This is a genomic window from Shewanella sp. MF08487, from assembly GCF_050848685.1.
GTDB classification, from domain to species: domain Bacteria; phylum Pseudomonadota; class Gammaproteobacteria; order Enterobacterales; family Shewanellaceae; genus Shewanella; species Shewanella glacialipiscicola.
This window is the reverse complement of sequence record NZ_JBOZPB010000018.1, coordinates 1-20,739: the sequence shown is the minus strand read 5'-3', so window position 1 is coordinate 20,739 and position 20,739 is coordinate 1. Positions and strand designations below refer to the sequence as shown.

Genomic DNA, 20,739 nt, shown 5'->3' with positions numbered 1-20,739 from the left:
GGACTCCAAATTACATTAAATTTTAATAAACTGATTGTTTCATAAAGCTAGTCTCTCAGCAAACCTCTATTTCACCCTACGCCTTGGATAAAATCGGTCTCGCAAGACATTTATCAACAAGGCATCACCATAAAACCGTGGGATATCCACATTTTCTGTGGATATCTCTGTTTGAAACTCCAGTGAACTTGTTATAACGCTCAAAAAACATCAGTTTCGCGCTATTTAAAAAACAGGCAAACCAATAATTAACCCATTAAAATTCAACAATTTAATTAGTAATTAAATTTTATTAACGTTACTAAAACCATCAAAGCTCACTTTTTACCCATCCAAAGGGATTTCTATTACTGTTACGCTATAAGTTAAATTTATACACAAAATGGGTTCAACCTTGCCCATAAAAGCACGAATAAAGACGCTTTTTACGCATTGACTTGGAGATTTCATTAGGTTATGGAAACTAATTCACTGACTTATCCCTAATATCTGTGGATAAGTATGTGGGGAACACAGGGGAAAGCAGAGAGTAACTTTGAACACTTTTTTACAAAACGGTGGTTAACTCACATATGGAATTTAAAATCAGTTACTTAGAATAAAAAAAAGGGAGACAAGTTTATCCAAATATCATAGCTCATATTTTGACCACTATTGCTAAGCCGTTATTTTTAAGTAAAATCCAACCATGAATAAAATCATCCCCCCCGAAAACCTCTCTGAATTACTTGAACGCGCTTATTTAATGGCTGGCGTAAATTTGGCGCACATTGCCATTCAAAGAGGCATGCCAATTCCTAAGGATCTTAAGCGCGATAAAGGCTGGGTCGGTCAATTAATCGAAATGGAGCTGGGTGCAACTGCAGGCTCTAAACCTGAGCAAGATTTTCTACATTTAGGGGTCGAGCTTAAAACTATCCCGATTGATTCACGGGGACATCCACTAGAAACCACTTATGTGTGCGTAGCACCGCTGCATAATATCCAAGGCTTAACTTGGCAAAACAGCTTAGTCTGCCACAAGCTACAACGCGTACTGTGGGTGCCAATAGAAGGTGAGCGGCAGATTCCTGTAGGAGAGCGCCGAATTGGTACTCCCATATTGTGGGAACCCACATCCCATGAGTTACAGTTATTGCAACAAGATTGGGAAGAAATTATGGAGTTCATCGCCTTGGGCAAAGTTGATAAAGTGACGGCACGCCACGGTGAAGTGCTGCAATTACGCCCCAAAGCAGCAAACAGTAAGGCACTGACGCAAAGTATCGCTGAAGATGGCAGTCTAAAAATGACTAACCCTAGAGGCTTTTATTTAAAAAAAACCTTCACAGCCAACATACTCAAGCGGATTTTTGGTTAATTTTACGTAACGATATAGACTTGGATTGATCCAGATCACAAATATCACTGGCACTTAGGTGACACTTTTCTATAAACTACGGCATCCTGAAAGCACAGCCGTATTCGGACATCCATCAAGCAGTGAGAGCACGTAGACAAGCGAAAAAACTCCTTTTTGCGATTTTAGCTTGGGCGATAGCCATGGCTGCATTCGTGTTTTTTCGATATGCCCAATCACCAGACTTACCTCAATGGGCGGTAGGCTCGGCCGATCTTGCGACACTCGCAATTTATATGGGCATTATTTTTGGCAGTCTACATTGGATGTCAAACGTCATCGCAGATTTCAGTGCCATAAATCGACTCCCCTATATGTTTTCTGTCATTTTTAAGGGGCTATTTTTATTCCTTGGCGCAACAACATTAGCTTACATGACTCAGTTTTTAAATATGTGGGCTATCGAAAACCACATGTCAACGCTCAGGCAAATGTTAACGGCTCACATACTCTATAGCCCTTCATTTCAAGCATTAATCGTTTATCTGGTGGTCGTACGCGTTAGCTTAGCCTTCGTAGAACAAATGGCGCTGTTAGTTGGGCCACGCATCTTACTCAACATTGGCCTAGGTAAATATCATAAGCCCAGATATGAACAGCAGTTATTTCTGTATTTAGACATGGTCGCCTCAACCACACATGCTGAATCACTGGGTGATTATCGTTTTAGTCGCTTGATCCAAGATAGCTTTAGCTTACTTTCAGATACCGTCACCAATAACGAAGCTGAGATTTATCGTTATATGGGCGATGCTGTGTTGATCCATTGGCCATTAGAAGAAGGGATTGTGCATGACCGCTGTCTGAATATTTATTTTGAATTCAGCCAGCAGCTCAATTGGCAAAGACATTATTTTGAAAAACACTACGGTTTTGTACCCAAATTCAAAGCCGCGGCACATTGTGGACAAGTTGTCGCAGCAGTAGTTGGGGTGCAGAAACAAGAAATTAGTTTCTTTAGTGATGTGATCAACACCCTCGCGAGGTTGCAAGATCAGTGTAATCCACTAGGACAGCGTATGTTGATTTCGGGTGCATTGGCGGGACGTTTAGATAACCCTAATACCTTGTATCATCTATCGAACTTAGGTCCAATCAAACTGAAAGGGAAACAACACTCAATCGAAGTGTTTGGTGTTTCCCCGCTATAATGTAACGTCAAATAATCGCTATAACATTATTTGGCCGTCAGCTTTACTCAGGCTCTTTAACCAGCAGCTTTTGGATCATCAAACCTAAAGTACGGAAGGTTAAAATCCGACTGGTGGTTTGACGCCAGACAAGGCCGATATCACGGTAAGGTGCCTCACCCGGTGGCGTCATCACCACTAAATCTGTATCATTCAAAATACCCGCGTCAATGGCCATTTGCGGCAGGAATGTGGTGCCCAGCTTACTGTTCACCATCTGCACTAAAGTATGCAAACTGGTGGCGGCAAACGGATTGACTTTCGCACTATCACCGAGCTGACATGCTGTAATAGCATGACCTGTGATGCAATGCTCACTTTGCAGAAGAAAAATACTCTCATCCGGCAGAGTTTGATAATCAATAGGTTGATGTATGCCACCCGCTAAATCTTTATGGGCCACCATTTTGAAAGGATCTATGCCCACTTTCATGCTGTGGTAACCGCTAGTATCAACGGGTAGCGCTAGGATCAATAAGTCCAGCTCTCCTTTACCCAAAGCATCTAGCAAACGCTCAGTGGTATCTTCCTTCAATAATAAACTCATCGCCGGATAAGATTGCTGACACTGGCGGATCACACGACTCAATAGGAAAGGCGCTATGGTTGGAATACAGCCTAAGCGAATATCCCCCGTCATCGGCTCACCTTGATTTTTCACTAATTCCACCAAATCATCCACATCAGTGAGAATTTTACGGGCGCGCTGCACCACTTCTTCACCAATGGCGGTAAACATAAATGACTTATGGTCTCGCTCAATCAACTGATGCCCTAACTGCTCTTCTAGGTTTTGGATCCCACTTGAAAGTGTTGATTGACTGACAAAACACACCTTAGCGGCGCGGTTAAAATTCTGCTCTTGATGGAGATTCACCAAATAGAATAAGTTTTTTAAGCTAGGTAAACTTTTCATTTTCTCGATTGCCATTAAGGTTATGAATTAATAAATTAAATCTACTTTAGCATAAGTGATTAATAATAACGTGGCACAAGATACCAAGAGTGTGACCGAAATCGATATTCAATTCAGGCAACATAGCACGAAGAGCGAGTAGGAAATAAAAGCGATGTAAGGTTAAGCAGATTAAAAAGAGGGGGAAACTATCAACAACATTAACCCTTAAGGCACAACAACTCACCAAATTGCTGCGCCTTACATACTATATGGTTATGATTATGCTTTTGCTTGCAAAAAGAGTTTTAGCTGTTGTAAATCAGCACTCGCATGTTCAACAATTTGTGCAACCCAAGTCGCATGTTCAGCATCCCATTGCGGCTCTTCACCATGTTGTAATAGCTGGGCAATTTGTTGAATACGTTTTAAGCCCACCGAACCAGCCGCACCTTTAAATTTATGCGCTTCTGAGCATAAAGTCTCTTTGTCTGCAGCGTCGTTAGCCTTAATTAGATTTCCCACATATTCAGGCATTAGCTGCTCAAATAACACCACACTCTTGAGCAAGGTACCGGCACCAATAGCGCTGCAGTATTGTTCGAGAGTATTGAGATCAAGTATTGCTTCTAATTCAACTGTGGCCATGAGGCCTCCCTTAAGTGGTTCAATGCTTAAAACGAATTTATCACATAATACTCACTAAAATTGACTGTGCAACTTATAGCGATATTCTGGGTCTAATAACCGTCATATTTAACAGAATATACACTCAACGCTGACAAATCCTGCCCATGAAATGATAACAATAACAGTGTACTTTGAAGAAATCCCTCACTCCACTACCATTACGCCAATGAATGTCCTTGTCCACCATAACGCTGTAAATTATCCACAATTGCGACTAATCCATTCCAACGATAGGCGCACCAATCAGGTGCTAGTAACATTGGTTTTTTAGCATAAGCGGTGACACGGTGGTAAATCACAGCCTGCGGTGTATGCCGGATCATCTCGCCAACACTGTAAGCATAATCTTCAAGACTCAATAAAGGTAAGCGTCCACTTCGCCACGATTTTGCCATAGTGCTCCCTTCAACAATATGTAAAGGATGCAGCTTCAAACCATCAACGCCCTGCTGTAACACAGCGGCGAGGGTCATCATATAATCGTGATGGGTTTCATCGGGTAAACCAAGAATAAGATGAGTACACACCTTAAGTCCGCGAGCCCTTGCTCGAGAAACTGTATCGCAATAACACGCAAAATCATGGCCACGGTTAATTTTACGCAAGGTTTCATCTTTAGCTGTTTGCAATCCAAGCTCTAACCACACATCAATGCCATTTGCCTGATAACTCGCCAGCAAACCTAATACCTTATCTGGTACACAATCGGGGCGAGTACCAACACACAACCCCACAATATCGCCATCTTTGACCGCCTCATCGTACTTAGCAATTAACACCTGATACTCATCATAAGTACTGGTATAAGCCTGAAAATACGCAATAAACTTATCGGCTTGCGCCCGAGGTTTTGCCTCACGATAACGGCTCTTACCCTGTTCAAGTTGCTCAGTAATACTAAGAAGATCAACAGGTTGATGGTTAAATGACGCCACATTGCAGAAAGTACAACCTCCACGACCTAAGGTGCCGTCACGATTGGGACAGGTAAACTTAGCATCAATGGTAAGCTTTCGTAAGCGAGTACCATATTGCGCCTTACAAACAGCACCAAAAGTATTAACATATGCATCAAGCCCCATCAGAGCACCAATCCAAGTTCATATCGTTTCATTAACAATAGCCAAGATAAATTCACCAATAGATAAGAAAAACGTCAACCCATTGAATAAAAAACTTAGTATAAACAAGGCCGAAAACGGTTTCACTGCGCTACGTCAAGTTCTCATCTAATACATAACCTTATAACCATAAACGAGTGTATTCTCAAATACAGCAGAATCACACTAAGAGCCACCTCATACGTGGACGTATAAAAATTCAATAAAAATAGTTTTTTATTCAAACACTGTGCTGATAATAAAAATCACTATTTTTAAATAAAAAACAATCCAGTCACAGTGTTACAACTTAGTGAATCCACGGTTTTATTATTTTTAAAATTCTTTTTATTCATAATGTTATACGTATAAATTTACTGTTTACGTTAACGTAAGGCAATTGTGTTTTGTGTATGAAACATGGATAAACACCCACACTTTATGCAAAATTTTGGTTTGACCTTTAGTGAATCTCAGGCTAATTTGAGTGGTTCGGGTGCATATCTATAGAAAGTCCAACATTTTCTCCCCGAGTAGTAATTAGTTGAGGTCTAGGGAGGTTTTTGTATGAGCTTATATCATCCCAGTTTTGAGCGGGACAATTGTGGTTTTGGGTTGATAGCACAGATGGATGGCGAAGCCAGCCACCGTATAGTGCGCACGGCAATCCATGGTCTAGATCGCATGAAGCACCGCGGGGGCATTGCCTCCGACGGCCGCACTGGCGATGGTTGTGGTTTATTGATGCAATTACCGGTGCAATTTTTTGAAGCGATTGCTGCAGAAAACGATTGGCATTTGAGCCGTAAATTTGCTGTCGGAATGTTGTTTTTAAGTCAAGAGAATGAATTGGCTGAACAAGCAAAACGTATACTTGAGCGTGAGCTTGAGCGTGAAACATTAAGCATTGCTGGCTGGCGCAAAGTGCCTATCAATGCAGATGTGTTAGGAGAAATAGGTAAAGCTAGCTTGCCGCAGATTTACCAAGTGCTGATTAACGCGCCAATTGGCTGGCGTGAAAAAGACTTAGAACGCCGTCTTTATATGGCTCGTCGTCGCTTAGAACAACAAATCATCGACGATAATGACTTCTATGTCGCGAGTTTGTCAGGTCAAGTTATCGTCTATAAAGGTCTGATGATGCCTGTGGACTTGCCCGCGTTTTATCCCGATCTCGCGGACATTCGCTTAAAAAGCTCTATTTGTCTATTCCATCAACGTTTCTCAACGAATACGTCTCCTAAATGGCCATTAGCTCAGCCGTTTAGATATTTAGCCCATAACGGCGAAATCAATACGATTACGGGTAACCGTCAATGGGCCCGTGCCCGTGCCTATAAATTTAATTCGCCGCTACTGCCAGATTTGCAGCAGGCCGCTCCCTTTGTGAATGAAACAGGCTCAGACTCTTCATCTTTAGATAATATGCTGGAAATGCTGTTGTCTGGTGGCATGGACTTATACCGTGCCATGCGTCTATTGATCCCGCCTGCTTGGCAAAGTAATCCGGAAATGGATGACGAATTAAAAGCCTTCTACGACTTTAACTCTATGCACATGGAGCCTTGGGATGGTCCGGCAGGTATTGTGATGACCAATGGTCGCCATGCCGCCTGCGCTGTTGATCGTAATGGTCTGCGTCCATCGCGTTATGTGATCACTAAAGATCGCATCTTGACCTTAGCCTCCGAAGTCGGCATTTGGGATTACTCCGCCGATGAAGTGATTGAAAAAGGTCGCGTTGGCCCAGGTGAACTGCTGGTATTAGATACCTTGAACGGCCGATTATATCAATCCTTTGAGATTGATAACGATCTTAAACGCCGCCACCCTTACAAAGAGTGGATGGCGAAAAACAGCCGTACTTTAACGCCAGCGGAAGATTTAGCCTCTGAGCAGCACGGTGCCAGCGAGTTAAGCCCTGAACTATTGTTGCAATATCAAAAACAATTTGGCTATACCCGTGAAGAATTAGAACAAGTTATTTGGGTATTGGCGAAGCAAGGTGAAGAAGCCACAGGTTCTATGGGCGACGACACACCTATGGCAGTATTGTCGAAAAAGTCACGTTCACTGTATGACTATTTTAGACAGAAATTCGCTCAGGTCACTAACCCGCCTATCGACCCCTTACGTGAAAAGCACGTCATGTCGTTGACCACTTGTATTGGCCGTGAACAGAACCTCTTCAATGAAACGACTGGGCATGCTTACCGCGTCATGTTCAATTCACCTATTTTATTATTCAGTGATTTTAACCAGTTACTGGGATTAGATAGCACTTACTATCGCGCCAATATTGTCGATTTAAATTACGAACCACAGGAAGGCTTAGAAAGCGCCATTCGCCGCATCACTGCCGAAGCCGAACGTTTAGCCCGCAGCGGCACGACTTTGTTGATCCTTTCGGATAGAGCCATAGGTAAAACAGCGCAAGTGATCCCCGCGGCCATGGCGGTCGGTTCTGTGCAACAAATGCTAGTGAATAAGAGCCTGCGCTGCGACACCAACATCATAGTTGAAACGGCATCGGCGCGAGATCCGCATCACTTTGCCGTATTGCTTGGCTTTGGTGCCACGGCGATTTATCCGTATTTAGTGTATGAGTCAATTTCCGAACTGGCGAAACGCCATGACTTAACAGATACCACGGCATTAATGTTGAACTTCCGTTACGGCATCGAAAAAGGCTTGCGTAAGATCATGTCCAAAATGGGCATCAGCACTGTCGGCTCCTACCGTTGTAGCCAACAGTTTGAAGCCATAGGCATTGCCAGCGAAGTGATCGAACTGTGTTTTAAAGGCGTAATCAGCCGCATCGAGGGTGCAGGCTTTGCAGAAATCGCCCAAGACCAAGCTATTCTGCACAAAGCTGCCTACCGTGCCCATGTGCCATTACCGCAAGGTGGCCTGCTGAAATACGTTGAGGGCGGCGAGTATCACTGTTTCAACCCTGATGTGGTCAACACCTTGCAAGCATCATTGATTGACAAAGACTTCGCGAGCTATAAAAAATTCACCGAACTCGTCGACAATCGTCCCGTGGCCACACTGCGTGACTTAATCGGTATTAAGGGCGCACAAACATCGATTGATGTCGCCGATGTAGAAGCGGCATCAAATCTATATTCACGTTTTGACAGCGCCGCCATGAGCATCGGCGCCTTGAGCCCTGAAGCCCATGAAGCGCTGGCTATCGCGATGAACCGCTTAGGTGGCCGCTCGAACTCAGGTGAAGGTGGTGAGGATGCACGCCGCTTTAATACTGAACGCAACTCTGCGATTAAACAGATTGCCTCGGCGCGCTTTGGCGTTACCGCGCACTACTTAGTCAATGCCGATGTGTTGCAGATTAAAGTCGCCCAAGGGGCAAAACCCGGTGAAGGTGGTCAGTTACCCGGCCATAAAGTGAGTGTTGAAATCGCCGGACTGCGTCATGCACGCCCAGGTGTAACCTTGATTTCACCACCGCCACACCACGATATTTACTCTATCGAAGATTTAGCCCAGCTGATTTTCGACTTGAAGCAAATCAACACTAAAGCGCTGATTTCAGTGAAGCTTGTATCAGAACCCGGTGTCGGCACCATCGCCACCGGCGTAGCTAAAGCCTATGCGGATATGATCACCATTTCAGGGTATGACGGCGGCACAGGTGCCAGCCCAATTACCTCAGTGAAATATGCGGGCAGTCCATGGGAGCTAGGGTTAGCCGAGGTGCATCAATCGCTAGTAGAAAATGGTCTACGCCATAAAATTCGCCTGCAAGTCGATGGCGGCTTAAAAACCGGTACCGATGTGATTAAAGCCGCGTTATTGGGCGCCGAAAGCTTTGGTTTTGGTACTGTGCCTATGATCGCCCTAGGTTGTAAATACCTGCGTATTTGCCACTTGAACAACTGTGCGACTGGCGTAGCAACGCAAGATAAAAACCTGCGCGACAACCATTACCATGGTCTGCCAGAGCGAGTGATGACTTACTTTGAGTTTGTTGCACAGGAAGTTCGTGAATGGATGGCGACCTTAGGGGTGAGCAAGTTTGAAGACCTCGTCGGTCGCAGCGAATGGTTATATGCCCTCGAAGGCCAAACCGCGAAGCAACAAGGCTTAGATCTGTCACCGATTTTGTATCAACCCAAGGTGCCAGCAACCTCGTCACGCACTTGGCAAGAAACCAATCCACCGGCGGATTTAGGGCTGCTTAACCAGCATTTATTAAACGAATGCCAAAGCGCCGTCGATAAGGGCGAGAGTTTCTATGCTGCTTACAGCATTAACAATACTGACCGTTCCGTTGGCGCGACCTTGTCAGGCTATATCGCGAGCACACTCGGCGTCAAAGGCACCAAAGCGCCGGTCAAACTGAGCTTTAACGGCAGTGCCGGCCAAAGCTTTGGCGTGTGGAACAGCCCAGGCCTTGAGTTAAAACTCTGCGGCGATGCCAACGACTATGTGGGTAAAGGCATGTCTGGCGGCCAGATTGTCATATACCCGCCTATTGGCAGTCCGTTCCAAAGTGAGCGCAGCGCCATTGTCGGTAACACGTGTCTTTACGGCGCGACGGGCGGCAAGTTCTTCGCCGCAGGTCAAGCAGGCGAGCGTTTTGCAGTCCGTAACTCTGGGGCGATTGCTGTGGTTGAAGGGCTTGGCGATAACGGCTGCGAATACATGACCAGCGGCATTGTGGTTGTCCTTGGTAAAACAGGGGTGAACTTCGGCGCTGGGATGACAGGCGGTTTTGCCTATGTGTTCGATCAATTCGGCCGCTTCAATCGCCGTGTGAATACTGAGCTTGTCGATACTCAAAAACTCGAATCACCGATCCATCAACAACATTTAAAAGGTCTGATTGAAGCCCACGTGGCCGAAACGGGCAGCGAACATGCCAAGATGATCTTAAGTGATTTTGGTAACTGGTTAGATTGCTTCGTATTAGTAAAACCTAAAAATATTGCCGTGGCCGATCTGCTCAAATTAGAGAAATCGAGCCCAGAATTAGTTGTAAAAGCGGGGTAATGGCGCATGAGTAACGATTTTCAATTTATTGAAGTGGGTCGTAAAGACCCCGCTAAACACCCAGCAGCTAAACGTGCGACTCAGTTTATTGAGATTTATCAGCCTTTTGCCCAGCCTCAAGTGGCTGAGCAAGCGGACCGCTGTTTAGATTGCGGCAATCCTTATTGTGAGTGGAAGTGCCCGCTACACAATTATATTCCTAACTGGCTCAAGCTAGCGGAACAAGGTCGCATCATGGAAGCGGCAGATTTAGTGCATGAGACCAACACGCTGCCCGAAATCTGCGGCCGCGTTTGTCCACAGGACAGACTCTGTGAAGGTGCTTGTACTCTGAACGACGACTTTGGCGCTGTCACTATCGGTAATGTCGAAAAATACATTACCGACACAGCTATCGCCCAAGGCTGGCGCCCCGATATGAGCAAGGTCACGCCTCGCCCTGAACGAGTGGCGATTGTCGGTGCGGGTCCTGCGGGTTTAGGCTGCGCGGATATTCTGTCTCGTAACGGCGTTAAAGCTGTGGTCTTTGATAAATATCCACAAATTGGTGGTCTACTCACCTACGGTATTCCGTCTTTTAAACTCGACAAAGCCGTTATGGCGACCCGTCGCAGTGTATTAGAAGGCATGGGCATTGAATTCAAACTCGGTGTCACTGTTGGTAGGGACATCCCATTTACTAAACTGCTCGAAGAATACGATGCCGTCTTCCTCGGTATGGGCACCTATACCGCGATGAAAGCAGGCCTTGAGGGTGAAGATGCCCAAGGCGTATACCAAGCCCTGCCCTATTTGATTGGTAACACCCATCATTTAATGGGCACCCAGAATGACGAAACGCCCTACCTGAACCTTGAAGGTAAACGTGTAGTGATATTAGGCGGTGGTGATACTGCGATGGATTGCGTGCGCACCGCAATACGACAAGGTGCCAGCAGCGTAGTGTGTGCTTACCGCCGTGATGAAACCAATATGCCTGGTTCACGCCGCGAAGTGCAAAATGCGCGCGAAGAAGGCGTTAATTTCCTTTTTAACCGTCAACCTGTTGCGATTAAAACCCAAGATGGCAAAGTGATCGGTATTGAATGCGTCGAAACCGCCATGGGCAAAGCCGATGGAAGCGGTCGTCAACGCGCCGAAGCGATTGCGGGTAGCGAACAGTTGCTCGAAGCCGATGCGATTATTATCGCCTTTGGTTTTCAACCTAGCCCAGCACCGTGGTTTGTCGACCATGGTATCGAGCTCGATCAATGGGGCCGTGTTAAAGCGAGTAAGTTAGACGAAAACCCATTCCAAACCACCAACCCAAAAGTGTTTGCCGGTGGTGATATGGTGCGCGGTTCTGACTTAGTCGTGACAGCCATTGCCGAAGGTCGCGATGCTGCTCAAGGTATTCTTAACTACTTAGACTAAGCGCTATAGATTAAGCGCCAACGTGTTTGTTATATCGCTAAAAAACATTTTACCGCTGTCATTTTAACAAGCACTCCAATGGCTGGACTCGTGCAAACGAGTTCAGCCATTATCAAGCAATCCCAATCTCGCCATAACGACTGCACAAAACTGTGTGGTATATTAGCCAGCATTCTCGTATCCCACTCTTAAGTGTTGAATCAAAAAGGTCTCCCATGAAAATTGGAATTATTGGCGCAATGGAGCCAGAAGTCGCTCACCTGATCGCCGCCATGACAAATGCGACATCGCAAACCATTGCTGGTATTGAATTTATTGCTGGTACTCTCGCGGGTAAAGACGTTGTCGTGACGCGCTCAGGCATAGGTAAAGTCGCCGCAAGTATTGCGACCACGCTACTCATCGAAAAATATGCGCCGGATGCGGTGATCAACACAGGTTCTGCCGGTGGTTTTGTGGATTCGCTGGCCATTGGCGATATCGTGATTTCTTCTGAAGTGCGTCACCATGATGTGGATGTCACCGCCTTTGGTTATGAAATTGGCCAAATGGCGCAGCAACCAGCCGCGTTTATTCCTGCCGCACATTTAGTTGAAGCTGCCAACAAAGCGATTGCTCAACTGGGTGAAGTCAAAGCGATTGAAGGGTTGATCTGTACTGGCGATAGCTTTATTTGCGATCCTATTCGCACCCAAGCCATGCTCAAAAACTTCCCGACTATGGCCGCCTGTGAGATGGAAGGCGCGGCAATAGCTCAAGTTTGTCATCAGTTTGGAGTGCCATTTGTGGTGATCCGCTCTTTATCGGATAACGCCAACAATGACTCGCCAGTGGATTTCGACTCTTATATTGTCAAAGCGGGTTATCACTCGGCTCTGATGGTGATGCTGCTGCTTGAGCAACTGAATCCTAGCGCAGTAAAATAATCACTTAAGTGGAAAGTACCGAATGCACACCTCTTTTTATCAACAACTTGTCGAGATAGATGGCGCTTTGTTTGAAGGCTTTTTGGTACTTTTTTTTGCTTTGTTATTGGCGCGGTTAGCGCCATTGCCACGGGAAATGCAGCCGCTTATTTGGTTTGGGCATTTAGCCAAGCAACTCGCTGCCAAAGTGAATCGCCCTGAACGATCTCCAAGCCAACAAGCCACAGCAGGCTTTTTAGCTATGTTGCTATTGCTGTTTCCATTTTGGGCCATTATCACCTTTCTACTCGAACTGGCTGCCTTTCCATGGTTTTTCGAATTTTTGGTGCTTTATCTATGCTTAACCGATGCAGGGTTTAGCCAAGTCGCCGATGAAATCGCTAAAGCCTTAAAACGTGGAGATAATGTCAGCGCAAAAAAGCTTTTACAGCCTTGGGTGGTGCGCGATACCGATAGTTTGTCGGAAATCGGCCTAGCCAAAGCCACCATAGAAAAACTCGCCACAGCGCCTATTTACGGCACAGCATCGACCATTTTCTTTTTCGCTATTGCTGGAGCACCGTTAGTGCTAGCAGTGCGCATGCTCAAACAACTCGAATTGAGCTGGCCGCCCATTCAACCAAAGTATCAACATTTCTGCAGTACTGTGAATGGTGTATCCATTATCTTGCTGGCGATTCCGGCTTGGTTGTGGAGCCTGTCGCTCGCCATTCAAGGCGGGCCTAAGGCGTTTGCAAAACTTTTTAGAGCCCCTAAAAATCATCACGCTATTCGAGGTTATGTTCTCAGTGTGAATCTCGTGGCCAGCATTTTGAGAATCGAGCTCGGTGGACCACAAAAGTTTGCTGGCGTGCGTATCAATGTGGATAAATTCCGCTATGGTCAGCAGCCAAACAGTGATGCCATTGCGCCAGCTATTAAGCTAACCACGCGCGCCTGCGCCATCTGGTTTAGCTTTATTATTCTACTCCCCGTGTTATGGGCAAGTTTACGTTGGTTACATAGCATGTGATATGCTCTAGCCCTCTGTTAGCACTAGGTTAAAGGCGGTTATTTTGCTCGAAAGTATGCATGTTTCACTGACAACTCCTGCGTTGTTATTTCCCGCGATCTCATTGTTATTGCTTGCTTATACCAACCGTTTTTTTGCTTTGGCTGCATTAATCCGAAACTTAAGCAATGGTGATAAGCTAGTGCAAAAAGATCAACTTAAAAACCTGAGCCAGCGCATCACTATTATTCGCCGCATGCAAGAGGCTGGTGTATCAAGCTTCGCCCTGTGCGTATTGTGTATGATATTTATCTATATCGGCTTCAATAAAACAGGTTCAGTGATTTTTGGTGCTAGCTTGTTGTTACTGCTCTATTCACTGATTTTATCTGTAATTGAAATCCGCATCTCCGTCGATGCATTAAATATCCATATCAAAGAGATGAGTAAATGAGCCAATGGATTTATTTTTTTGACTTATGTGGCACTGCTGTATTTGCTTTATCCGGTGCGCTAGCTGCTGGGCGTCATAAAATGGATCCTTTTGGCGTTATTGTACTCGCCTCAGTTACCGCCGTTGGCGGCGGCAGTATCCGCGATGCCTTAATTGGTGCAACGCCCGTTTTTTGGATCCGCGATCCCAATTACATCATAGTGATACTCGCAACAGTACTCGCCTGTTTGCTGTTAGTACGCCGGCCTCGTAAGGTGCCTGAATACATTTTACCCGTTGCCGATGCCTTTGGATTAGCCCTTTTTACGGTAATTGGTGCTGAAAAAGCCTTCAGTATGGGCTTAAGTGGCATGATTGCTGTCGTTATGGGCTTGATCACAGGCGTAGGAGGAGGCATTATTCGAGACGTACTGTGCAAACAAATCCCGATGGTATTGCGTACAGAAATCTATGCTACGGCTTCTATCGTAGGTGGCATAGGCTATACCGTGAGTTTAGCCTATGGCATGGGCGAAAAAACGGCACTATTTTTAGCGATGACAAGCATCTTAACGATCCGTTTAAGCGCCATTAAATGGCACCTGTCTTTACCAGCGTTTGATCTCAAAACCAAGAGGGAATAATTTGCGAATATTGTTTTTTATGTTGAGTCTTATTTTTGGACTAGCCTTCAATCCCACAGCGGCAACAGCCAATACAGGTGAAATGCCACAAGAACAGCAGTTAGCCGTAAAGTATATGAATGCGCTAACCGAACACGACTACAAGACACTGCGAAAATTCTATAACCGTGAAAGCGTTTTTTTCGACAAAACCGCCAACCGTAAATACACTGGCGGCCGCTTTATTATCGACTTTCTCGAGCGCGCCCACGAGGGCGTGCTCGAGTACGACTTCAACATAGAACATATGTATAACGCCGGCTCTTTAGTGGTGATGATAGGTAACTACCATTTAAAAGGCCCCGGTGAACAATTCGGCAAGCCGGGTAAAATCATTGATATTGCCATTCCGGGCGTCACCAGCCTTAAACTCGATATGCTCAACCATAGGGTAATTGAGCATATGGATCTGCTCGATTACCAAACCATGTCTGACCAATTAGCCATGCAGTAGTGACAAAATTTACGAATATTTGAAACTTGAGTCCTAAAAAAGGGTCGAAACTAACAATAGGTCAATACCTGAGTGTGATGCCTTAGACAGGTTGACTGAGTTAGTTCGTTTCAATGAGGTTCATATGAAGTTTTTGGGATTACTTGCTCTACTCCTTCTTAATAGCCTAGTGCTAACCCCCAATGCCTTGGCATTGCAGCCCATTATCGTTTCTTACGCCGTTCAGCCAGTGAGCCATTTTAACCAACAATTGCGGGTAGCTCAGGCGCAACATCAACCATGGGCGGATGATCCTAATAAGATCAGTAACCACTACGCTGGCGATAAATTTACTTTAGTAAGTACTCAGGCCAATAAAGACAGTATCTTAACTTATCAAGTAAGTGAGTTTTCTAAACAACATCCGCAGATGCTGTTGATTATCTCTCTAAAGCAAGACGCTAAACTGTGGCAAGTTAGCTCGGCGCAATTAGCGTGGAAATGCAGTGATGGAAAACACTTTGGCACCGATAGATGCAATATCGCTGAACATGAAGCGAGTACAGCACCTTAATTTTATGGGATAAAAAAGACTTAAAAACGAAGAGCGCCTTAAGGCGCTCTTTTTGTTCATTTAACTGATTTAAATGAAAATAACTTAAACTAAAGTGACTTAAACAACCAAGCCACTTAAACCAACGTCACTTTGGCAAACTTACGTTTACCGACTTGGAATACCGCTACAGTACCCGAAGACAGCATCATACGGCTATCATCTAGTTTTTCACCGTCCATCTTCACCGCGCCTTGCTTGATCATCCGCATGGCTTCTGAAGTCGACGATACTAAATCGGCATCTTTTAGTAAATTGGCAATTGCTAGTCCTTCACCAGCAGCTAACTCCAGCTCTTCAATATCGTCAGGGATAATTCCCTTCGCGCGATCAACAAAAGCTTGGTGTGCACTCTCGGCAGACGCTTCGTCGTGGAAACGTGTGATGATTTCCTTCGCCAAAGCGATTTTAATGTCACGTGGGTTAGACCCATTCGCCACATCTTGCTTAAACTGTTCAATTTCAGCCAGTGGGCGGAATGACAGCAGCTCAAAGTAGCGCCACATTAAGTCGTCCGAAATCGACATCAGCTTGCCAAACATTTCGTTGGCAGGTTCGCTCACGCCAATATAGTTGTGCGCCGACTTAGACATTTTCTTCACGCCGTCTAAACCTTCGAGCAGCGGCATCATGATCACAGCTTGTGGCTTTTGGCCTTCCGCTTTTTGCAGTTCACGCCCCATCAACAGGTTGAACTTTTGATCTGTTCCGCCTAGCTCTACATCGGCTTTTAATGCAACTGAATCATAACCTTGCAATAAAGGATACATAAACTCATGAATCGCAATAGATTGGCCAGACGCATAACGCTTTTTAAAGTCGTCACGCTCCATCATACGGGCAACCGTTTGCTGAGAAGCTAGACGGATCATACCCGCAGCGCCCAATGGCTCCAACCAGCTAGAGTTAAATTCAATACGTGTTTTGGCCGGGTCGAGAATTTTATAAACCTGTTCTTTATAGGTTTCTGCGTTCGCTAACACTTGTTCACGGGTCAGCGGTGGACGCGTGCTATTTTTACCACTAGGATCACCCACCATACCGGTAAAGTCACCAATCAAGAAAATGACCTCATGACCTAACTCTTGGAATAACCTTAGTTTATTTAAGATTACTGTGTGTCCAAGGTGAATATCCGGAGCCGTAGGATCGGCGCCTAATTTAATCCGCAGTGGACGTCCTTCCTTGAGCTTTTCGAGCAAATCTGCTTCGAGTAAAATCTCATCGGTACCACGTCTAATTTCTGCTAATACTTGGTCTAAATCAGCCATTTCGGCAAGGACTCCTAGGGCCATGGTCATAAAATGAAGAGACTTATGTTACTTGTTAGCCACTACAATTGAAAGTGTGTACACTAACGAGATTATTCAAGTTTCTGGTTATCGGTATCGGCGTCAATGGCAAAGGTTATAACATTATTTAAATTGTTGCCTAAAAAGCATCAAATTCTCCTCAGCATTCTTTCTGTTATCACTATGATAACCATGCTGCTACCTGCAGAAGAAGCCCAAGCTTCAAAGCAAACTGCCAGCCTAGGTGAACATTCTCAAATCAACACTCGTTATGATGTGCCTTTAGCCTTTCGCTCACCTGAACGGCCAGAATCACTTGAACATCAAACACACAACGCCGTAGAAATGGCAACGCCATTATCTTCATCCGATGCACTAGCAGCAGGTGAAGCCAATAATCAAGCCATTGAATCACTCGAAAGTGCCCATCACAGAGATGTCGAACATTTTAATGTTAAAAATGGGGATACCTTAGCTGCGGTATTTGATCGCGCAGGCTTAACCACTAAAGATGTGTACGAAATCACCCAACTCCCCTTAGCCAAGCAAAATTTACTTAAAATTATGCCTGGTGAAGAAATTGTGATTTCAAAGGATATTAATGGTGATTTAACTGAGGTACGTTATCGAGTTAATGCCGTTTCGACGCTAGTTATCACTAAAAATCACGAACAATACCACGAAAAAATCTCCGAAAAAGATATCGAAATCCGCAGCCATTTCACCAGTGCGAATATTAAGAGCAACTTCTGGAGCGCGGCGGTTGATGCGGGAATGACCGCGAACCAAATCATGCAGTTATCGACCGTATTCGGTTGGGATATCGATTTTGCTTTAGATTTACGTGAAGGCGACAGTTTTGCCATTATCTATGAGCAAGAATATGCCGATGGAGAGTTTTTACGTAACGGTAATATTCTTGCCGCCGAATTTGTTAACCAAGATGAACGCTATACCGCCATTCGCTATACCGATGGTAACTATTACTCCGAGAATGGTACGAGCATGCGTAAGGCTTTCTTGCGCTCACCCGTTGATTTCAAGTATGTCAGTTCCAACTTTAATCCAAGACGTTTGCATCCTGTTACTGGGCAAGTTAAAGCTCATCGCGGCGTAGACTACGTTGCCGCCATTGGCACTCCGATTAAAGCGGCGGGTAGTGGTCACGTAATTGAGGCGGGTTATAATCAATTTAATGGTAACTATGTTTTTATTAAGCATAACAACACTTATACTACCAAATACCTGCATCTGACTAAACGTAATGTGAGTAAAGGTGCTAGCGTCAAGCAAGGGCAAATTATCGGTACTTTAGGTAAAACGGGCCGCGTGACAGGGGCACATTTACATTACGAATTTATCGTCAATGGCGTACACCGTAACCCAAGAACGATTACGCTACCGAAATCAGAATCGATTGCGAGAAAAGAAAAACCTCAATTCGATACGCTCAGTAAACAGTTGATGGCAACACTTTCGCAAAACAAGCAAACGCAATTGGCAATGCAATAACGAAGGGCGGACTCCTCCCCATGAAAAATGCGTATTATATTGGACTGATGTCAGGCACCAGCATGGACGGTGTTGATGCAGTATTAGTCGACTTTTCGGGTATAAAACCGCAACTGATTTGTAGCCATACAGAGGCCATTCCGAGTCATTTACTCAAAGGTCTACAACGTTTATGTTTACCGAGCACAGATGAAATCAATCGTCTCGGCCGCTTAGATCGCAATGTCGGTGAGCTATTTGCCCTCGCCGTCAATAATTTAATGGCAAAATGCGCTATTGCTAAAGAAGATATTATTGCCATTGGCAGTCACGGCCAAACCGTGCGCCATATGCCAAACCTCGAAGTGGGTTTTACCCTACAAATTGGCGATCCTAATACCATTGCGACCGAAACGGGTATCGATGTCATTGCGGATTTTCGTCGTAAAGATATTGCGCTCGGTGGTCAAGGTGCGCCTTTAGTTCCGGCATTCCACCAGCAAACCTTTGCGGAAGTCGGTAAAAAACGTATCATTTTAAATATTGGCGGCATAGCCAACATTACTTATTTACCAGGTAATAATGAACAGGTACTCGGGTTTGACACTGGCCCAGGCAATACCTTAATTGATGCGTGGATCCAACAGGTTAAAAGTGAGCCCTTCGATAAAGGGGGTGACTGGGCCGCATCGGGTACAACCGATCAAAGCCTATTAACTCATCTATTATCGCACCCCTATTTCTCGCTGGCTTACCCTAAAAGTACAGGCCGAGAGTTATTTAACCAAGCTTGGTTAGAACAACAGTTATCGCCGTTTAACCATTTAGATGAAGAAGATATTCAATCGACATTATTAGATTTAACTTGTCACAGCATAGCTCGGGATATCATTAAGCTATCTAATGAAGGGGAATTATTCGTTTGCGGTGGTGGCGCGTTCAACGGTCAACTGATGCAGCGTTTAGCCGTCTTATTACCCGGTTATCAATTAGATACGACCTCAGCCCTTGGTGTTGATCCTAAATGGGTAGAGGGCATCGCCTTTGCGTGGCTTGCCATGCGTAATCACTTAGGCTTACCCGCCAATCTACCCGCAGTGACAGGCGCTTCACGCGAAGCCATACTCGGTGGATATTTTAGCGCGAAATAGGCCAACTAAGCATACAACACCGATTATCGGATTAATTTATGCTTTAGTAACATAATATCGCGCTGAGGGTAACCATCAAGCGTCATCAATAAGCGACTAGACTCTGGAATATAAGTCATAGAGCCAAAGGAGCTTAAACTTGAGCGCGGTACTTGCAATACTGGCATGATATTTTTAGATTTAGCATCCCAAAAATTTAATCTCTGTTCACCAATATGATCCGATTTAAAATAAATCCCCTCCTGCGTTAATGTCCAATTATTAGTTGTTTTAAAGTCCGTATTAGCAATCAAGGTTTCAACAACATCAGGCTGATTTAAATTAATTAACCATAGCCCTTGAGTATCAGAGCGAGTAAATACTAACTCTGACGCTGAGCTTGCAAAACCAACGCCCATGTTCAGTGAGTTAACGACTCTGGGAGCTTGGTTATTTAAATAAAACTCCGTGATGCCTGCGCTTGTTGAAGCATAAACAGATTTCCCCTGCCAACTCCAAGCTGGTCTGCCATGATTATGGTAAGTAGATGCTAACGCGATAATATGTTTACTTGCTAAATCTAGAATGTAAATACGATTGCCTTCGTGATTGTCATCTGGAGCAATAAAGGCAATTTTAGTACCATCCGGAGACCAGCGCGGATAAGCGACTCGAGTTTTAAGCTTAGTGTGTTGTTCCAGCTTCTGGCCATTAAAGTCTGAGGTCCAAATCTCATTAAAACCACTCTCATTAGATACAAAAACAAGACGTAAGGCTTGCGTTGAGTAATCTGGATTACGATGATTAACCCCTGAATATAACAAAGGAAATAAGGTCGTGGGCACTTTACTATTAAGGGAGAGGTAAGCTATTTCAAACTGACGGTGATATTGATGATAGACAAGTTCTCCGCTGTCGAGACTGTAACTAATTTTGTGTAACTGCTTATCAAAAAGTACTCTATAGAGAGTCAAGGATAGGCAGATTACTCATGAACAACAAAGATATTGAAGCTTTTGCTAAAGAAGCAGCTAAAAGCATTAA

Annotated in this window: 17 protein-coding genes; 12 read left to right on the top strand and 5 right to left on the bottom strand. The window is 44.8% G+C overall.

The features are described from left to right. The first annotated feature begins 688 nt into the window (after positions 1-688). Positions 689-1,360, top strand: coding sequence for a DNA mismatch repair endonuclease MutH (mutH, locus tag ACRN9H_RS12980; RefSeq protein ID WP_432314246.1), 672 nt, complete (start codon positions 689-691; stop codon positions 1,358-1,360). A gap of 122 nt (positions 1,361-1,482) precedes the next feature. Next, the gene (locus ACRN9H_RS12975; protein WP_220774920.1) at positions 1,483-2,550 is read left to right on the top strand and encodes an adenylate/guanylate cyclase domain-containing protein; all 1,068 of its coding nucleotides are present in this window, start codon (positions 1,483-1,485) and stop codon (positions 2,548-2,550) included. Between the two features lie 43 nt (positions 2,551-2,593). Here ACRN9H_RS12975 and oxyR read toward each other — a convergent pair whose 3' ends face one another. The 3 genes from oxyR to ACRN9H_RS12960 form a co-directional block, all read right to left on the bottom strand. Next, positions 2,594-3,505 carry a hydrogen peroxide-inducible genes transcriptional activator OxyR gene (oxyR, locus tag ACRN9H_RS12970; RefSeq protein ID WP_432314244.1) on the bottom strand — a complete coding sequence of 304 codons (912 nt, stop codon included), beginning with the start codon at positions 3,503-3,505 and terminating at the stop codon, positions 2,594-2,596. A gap of 261 nt (positions 3,506-3,766) precedes the next feature. Continuing rightward, the gene (locus ACRN9H_RS12965; RefSeq protein WP_220774922.1) at positions 3,767-4,132 is read right to left on the bottom strand and encodes an Hpt domain-containing protein; all 366 of its coding nucleotides are present in this window, start codon (positions 4,130-4,132) and stop codon (positions 3,767-3,769) included. 200 nt (positions 4,133-4,332) lie between these two features. Continuing rightward, positions 4,333-5,256: a TIGR01212 family radical SAM protein gene (locus tag ACRN9H_RS12960; RefSeq protein ID WP_432314242.1), complete on the bottom strand. Its 924-nt coding sequence runs from the start codon at positions 5,254-5,256 to the stop codon at positions 4,333-4,335. Between the two features lie 585 nt (positions 5,257-5,841). Between ACRN9H_RS12960 and gltB the strand changes: the two genes are divergently transcribed. The 8 genes from gltB (at position 5,842) to ACRN9H_RS12920 (ending at position 15,743) form a co-directional block, all read left to right on the top strand. Beyond that, positions 5,842-10,290, top strand: a complete 4,449-nt coding sequence (gene gltB / locus ACRN9H_RS12955; protein ID WP_432314240.1) for a glutamate synthase large subunit — start codon at positions 5,842-5,844, stop codon at positions 10,288-10,290. Between the two features lie 6 nt (positions 10,291-10,296). Next, positions 10,297-11,703 carry an FAD-dependent oxidoreductase gene (locus ACRN9H_RS12950; RefSeq protein ID WP_432314238.1) on the top strand — a complete coding sequence of 469 codons (1,407 nt, stop codon included), beginning with the start codon at positions 10,297-10,299 and terminating at the stop codon, positions 11,701-11,703. A 215-nt stretch (positions 11,704-11,918) separates the two neighbouring features. Continuing rightward, positions 11,919-12,629 (top strand): 5'-methylthioadenosine/adenosylhomocysteine nucleosidase, encoded by a 711-nt coding sequence (locus tag ACRN9H_RS12945; protein ID WP_432314236.1) that lies wholly within the window; start codon positions 11,919-11,921, stop codon positions 12,627-12,629. A gap of 22 nt (positions 12,630-12,651) precedes the next feature. Then, positions 12,652-13,641, top strand: a complete 990-nt coding sequence (locus ACRN9H_RS12940) for a cobalamin biosynthesis protein CobD/CbiB (RefSeq protein WP_432314234.1) — start codon at positions 12,652-12,654, stop codon at positions 13,639-13,641. Between the two features lie 55 nt (positions 13,642-13,696). After that, the gene (locus ACRN9H_RS12935; RefSeq protein WP_432314353.1) at positions 13,697-14,074 is read left to right on the top strand and encodes a DUF2721 domain-containing protein; all 378 of its coding nucleotides are present in this window, start codon (positions 13,697-13,699) and stop codon (positions 14,072-14,074) included. After that, on the top strand, positions 14,071-14,697 hold the full coding sequence (locus ACRN9H_RS12930; protein ID WP_432314232.1) for a trimeric intracellular cation channel family protein: 627 nt from the start codon (positions 14,071-14,073) through the stop codon (positions 14,695-14,697). Before ACRN9H_RS12935 ends, ACRN9H_RS12930 begins: the two co-directional genes overlap by 4 nt. 1 nt (position 14,698) lies before the next feature. After that, positions 14,699-15,190, top strand: a complete 492-nt coding sequence (locus ACRN9H_RS12925) for a nuclear transport factor 2 family protein (protein WP_432314230.1) — start codon at positions 14,699-14,701, stop codon at positions 15,188-15,190. A 124-nt stretch (positions 15,191-15,314) separates the two neighbouring features. Beyond that, positions 15,315-15,743, top strand: coding sequence for a hypothetical protein (locus tag ACRN9H_RS12920; protein ID WP_432314228.1), 429 nt, complete (start codon positions 15,315-15,317; stop codon positions 15,741-15,743). A 116-nt stretch (positions 15,744-15,859) separates the two neighbouring features. Here the strand turns inward: ACRN9H_RS12920 and tyrS are convergent, their stop codons facing one another. Continuing rightward, a complete protein-coding gene (gene tyrS, locus ACRN9H_RS12915; RefSeq protein ID WP_432314226.1) occupies positions 15,860-17,053 on the bottom strand; it encodes a tyrosine--tRNA ligase in 1,194 nt (397 codons plus the stop codon). 126 nt (positions 17,054-17,179) lie between these two features. Between tyrS and ACRN9H_RS12910 the strand changes: the two genes are divergently transcribed. Together ACRN9H_RS12910 and ACRN9H_RS12905 are read left to right on the top strand one after the other, a co-directional pair. Further along, complete coding sequence (locus ACRN9H_RS12910; protein ID WP_432314224.1) at positions 17,180-18,586, top strand: peptidoglycan DD-metalloendopeptidase family protein; 1,407 nt, start codon at positions 17,180-17,182, stop codon at positions 18,584-18,586. A 20-nt stretch (positions 18,587-18,606) separates the two neighbouring features. Next, on the top strand, positions 18,607-19,716 hold the full coding sequence (locus tag ACRN9H_RS12905) for an anhydro-N-acetylmuramic acid kinase (protein ID WP_432314222.1): 1,110 nt from the start codon (positions 18,607-18,609) through the stop codon (positions 19,714-19,716). A 23-nt stretch (positions 19,717-19,739) separates the two neighbouring features. On the opposite strand, the gene ACRN9H_RS12900 is transcribed toward ACRN9H_RS12905, so the two are convergent. Beyond that, positions 19,740-20,669, bottom strand: coding sequence for a TolB family protein (locus ACRN9H_RS12900; RefSeq protein ID WP_432314220.1), 930 nt, complete (start codon positions 20,667-20,669; stop codon positions 19,740-19,742). Between the last annotated feature and the right edge of the window lie 70 nt (positions 20,670-20,739).

Coding starts and splice junctions, on each gene's coding strand:
- mutH (WP_432314246.1), top strand. CDS start 689: ATGAATAAAATCATCCCCCCCGAAAACCTCTCTGAATTACTTGAACGC.
- oxyR (WP_432314244.1), bottom strand. CDS start 3,505: ATGAAAAGTTTACCTAGCTTAAAAAACTTATTCTATTTGGTGAATCTC.
- ACRN9H_RS12965 (WP_220774922.1), bottom strand. CDS start 4,132: ATGGCCACAGTTGAATTAGAAGCAATACTTGATCTCAATACTCTCGAA.
- ACRN9H_RS12960 (WP_432314242.1), bottom strand. CDS start 5,256: ATGGGGCTTGATGCATATGTTAATACTTTTGGTGCTGTTTGTAAGGCG.
- gltB (WP_432314240.1), top strand. CDS start 5,842: ATGAGCTTATATCATCCCAGTTTTGAGCGGGACAATTGTGGTTTTGGG.
- ACRN9H_RS12950 (WP_432314238.1), top strand. CDS start 10,297: ATGAGTAACGATTTTCAATTTATTGAAGTGGGTCGTAAAGACCCCGCT.
- ACRN9H_RS12945 (WP_432314236.1), top strand. CDS start 11,919: ATGAAAATTGGAATTATTGGCGCAATGGAGCCAGAAGTCGCTCACCTG.
- ACRN9H_RS12940 (WP_432314234.1), top strand. CDS start 12,652: ATGCACACCTCTTTTTATCAACAACTTGTCGAGATAGATGGCGCTTTG.
- ACRN9H_RS12935 (WP_432314353.1), top strand. CDS start 13,697: ATGCATGTTTCACTGACAACTCCTGCGTTGTTATTTCCCGCGATCTCA.
- ACRN9H_RS12930 (WP_432314232.1), top strand. CDS start 14,071: ATGAGCCAATGGATTTATTTTTTTGACTTATGTGGCACTGCTGTATTT.
- ACRN9H_RS12920 (WP_432314228.1), top strand. CDS start 15,315: ATGAAGTTTTTGGGATTACTTGCTCTACTCCTTCTTAATAGCCTAGTG.
- tyrS (WP_432314226.1), bottom strand. CDS start 17,053: ATGGCTGATTTAGACCAAGTATTAGCAGAAATTAGACGTGGTACCGAT.
- ACRN9H_RS12910 (WP_432314224.1), top strand. CDS start 17,180: ATGGCAAAGGTTATAACATTATTTAAATTGTTGCCTAAAAAGCATCAA.
- ACRN9H_RS12905 (WP_432314222.1), top strand. CDS start 18,607: ATGAAAAATGCGTATTATATTGGACTGATGTCAGGCACCAGCATGGAC.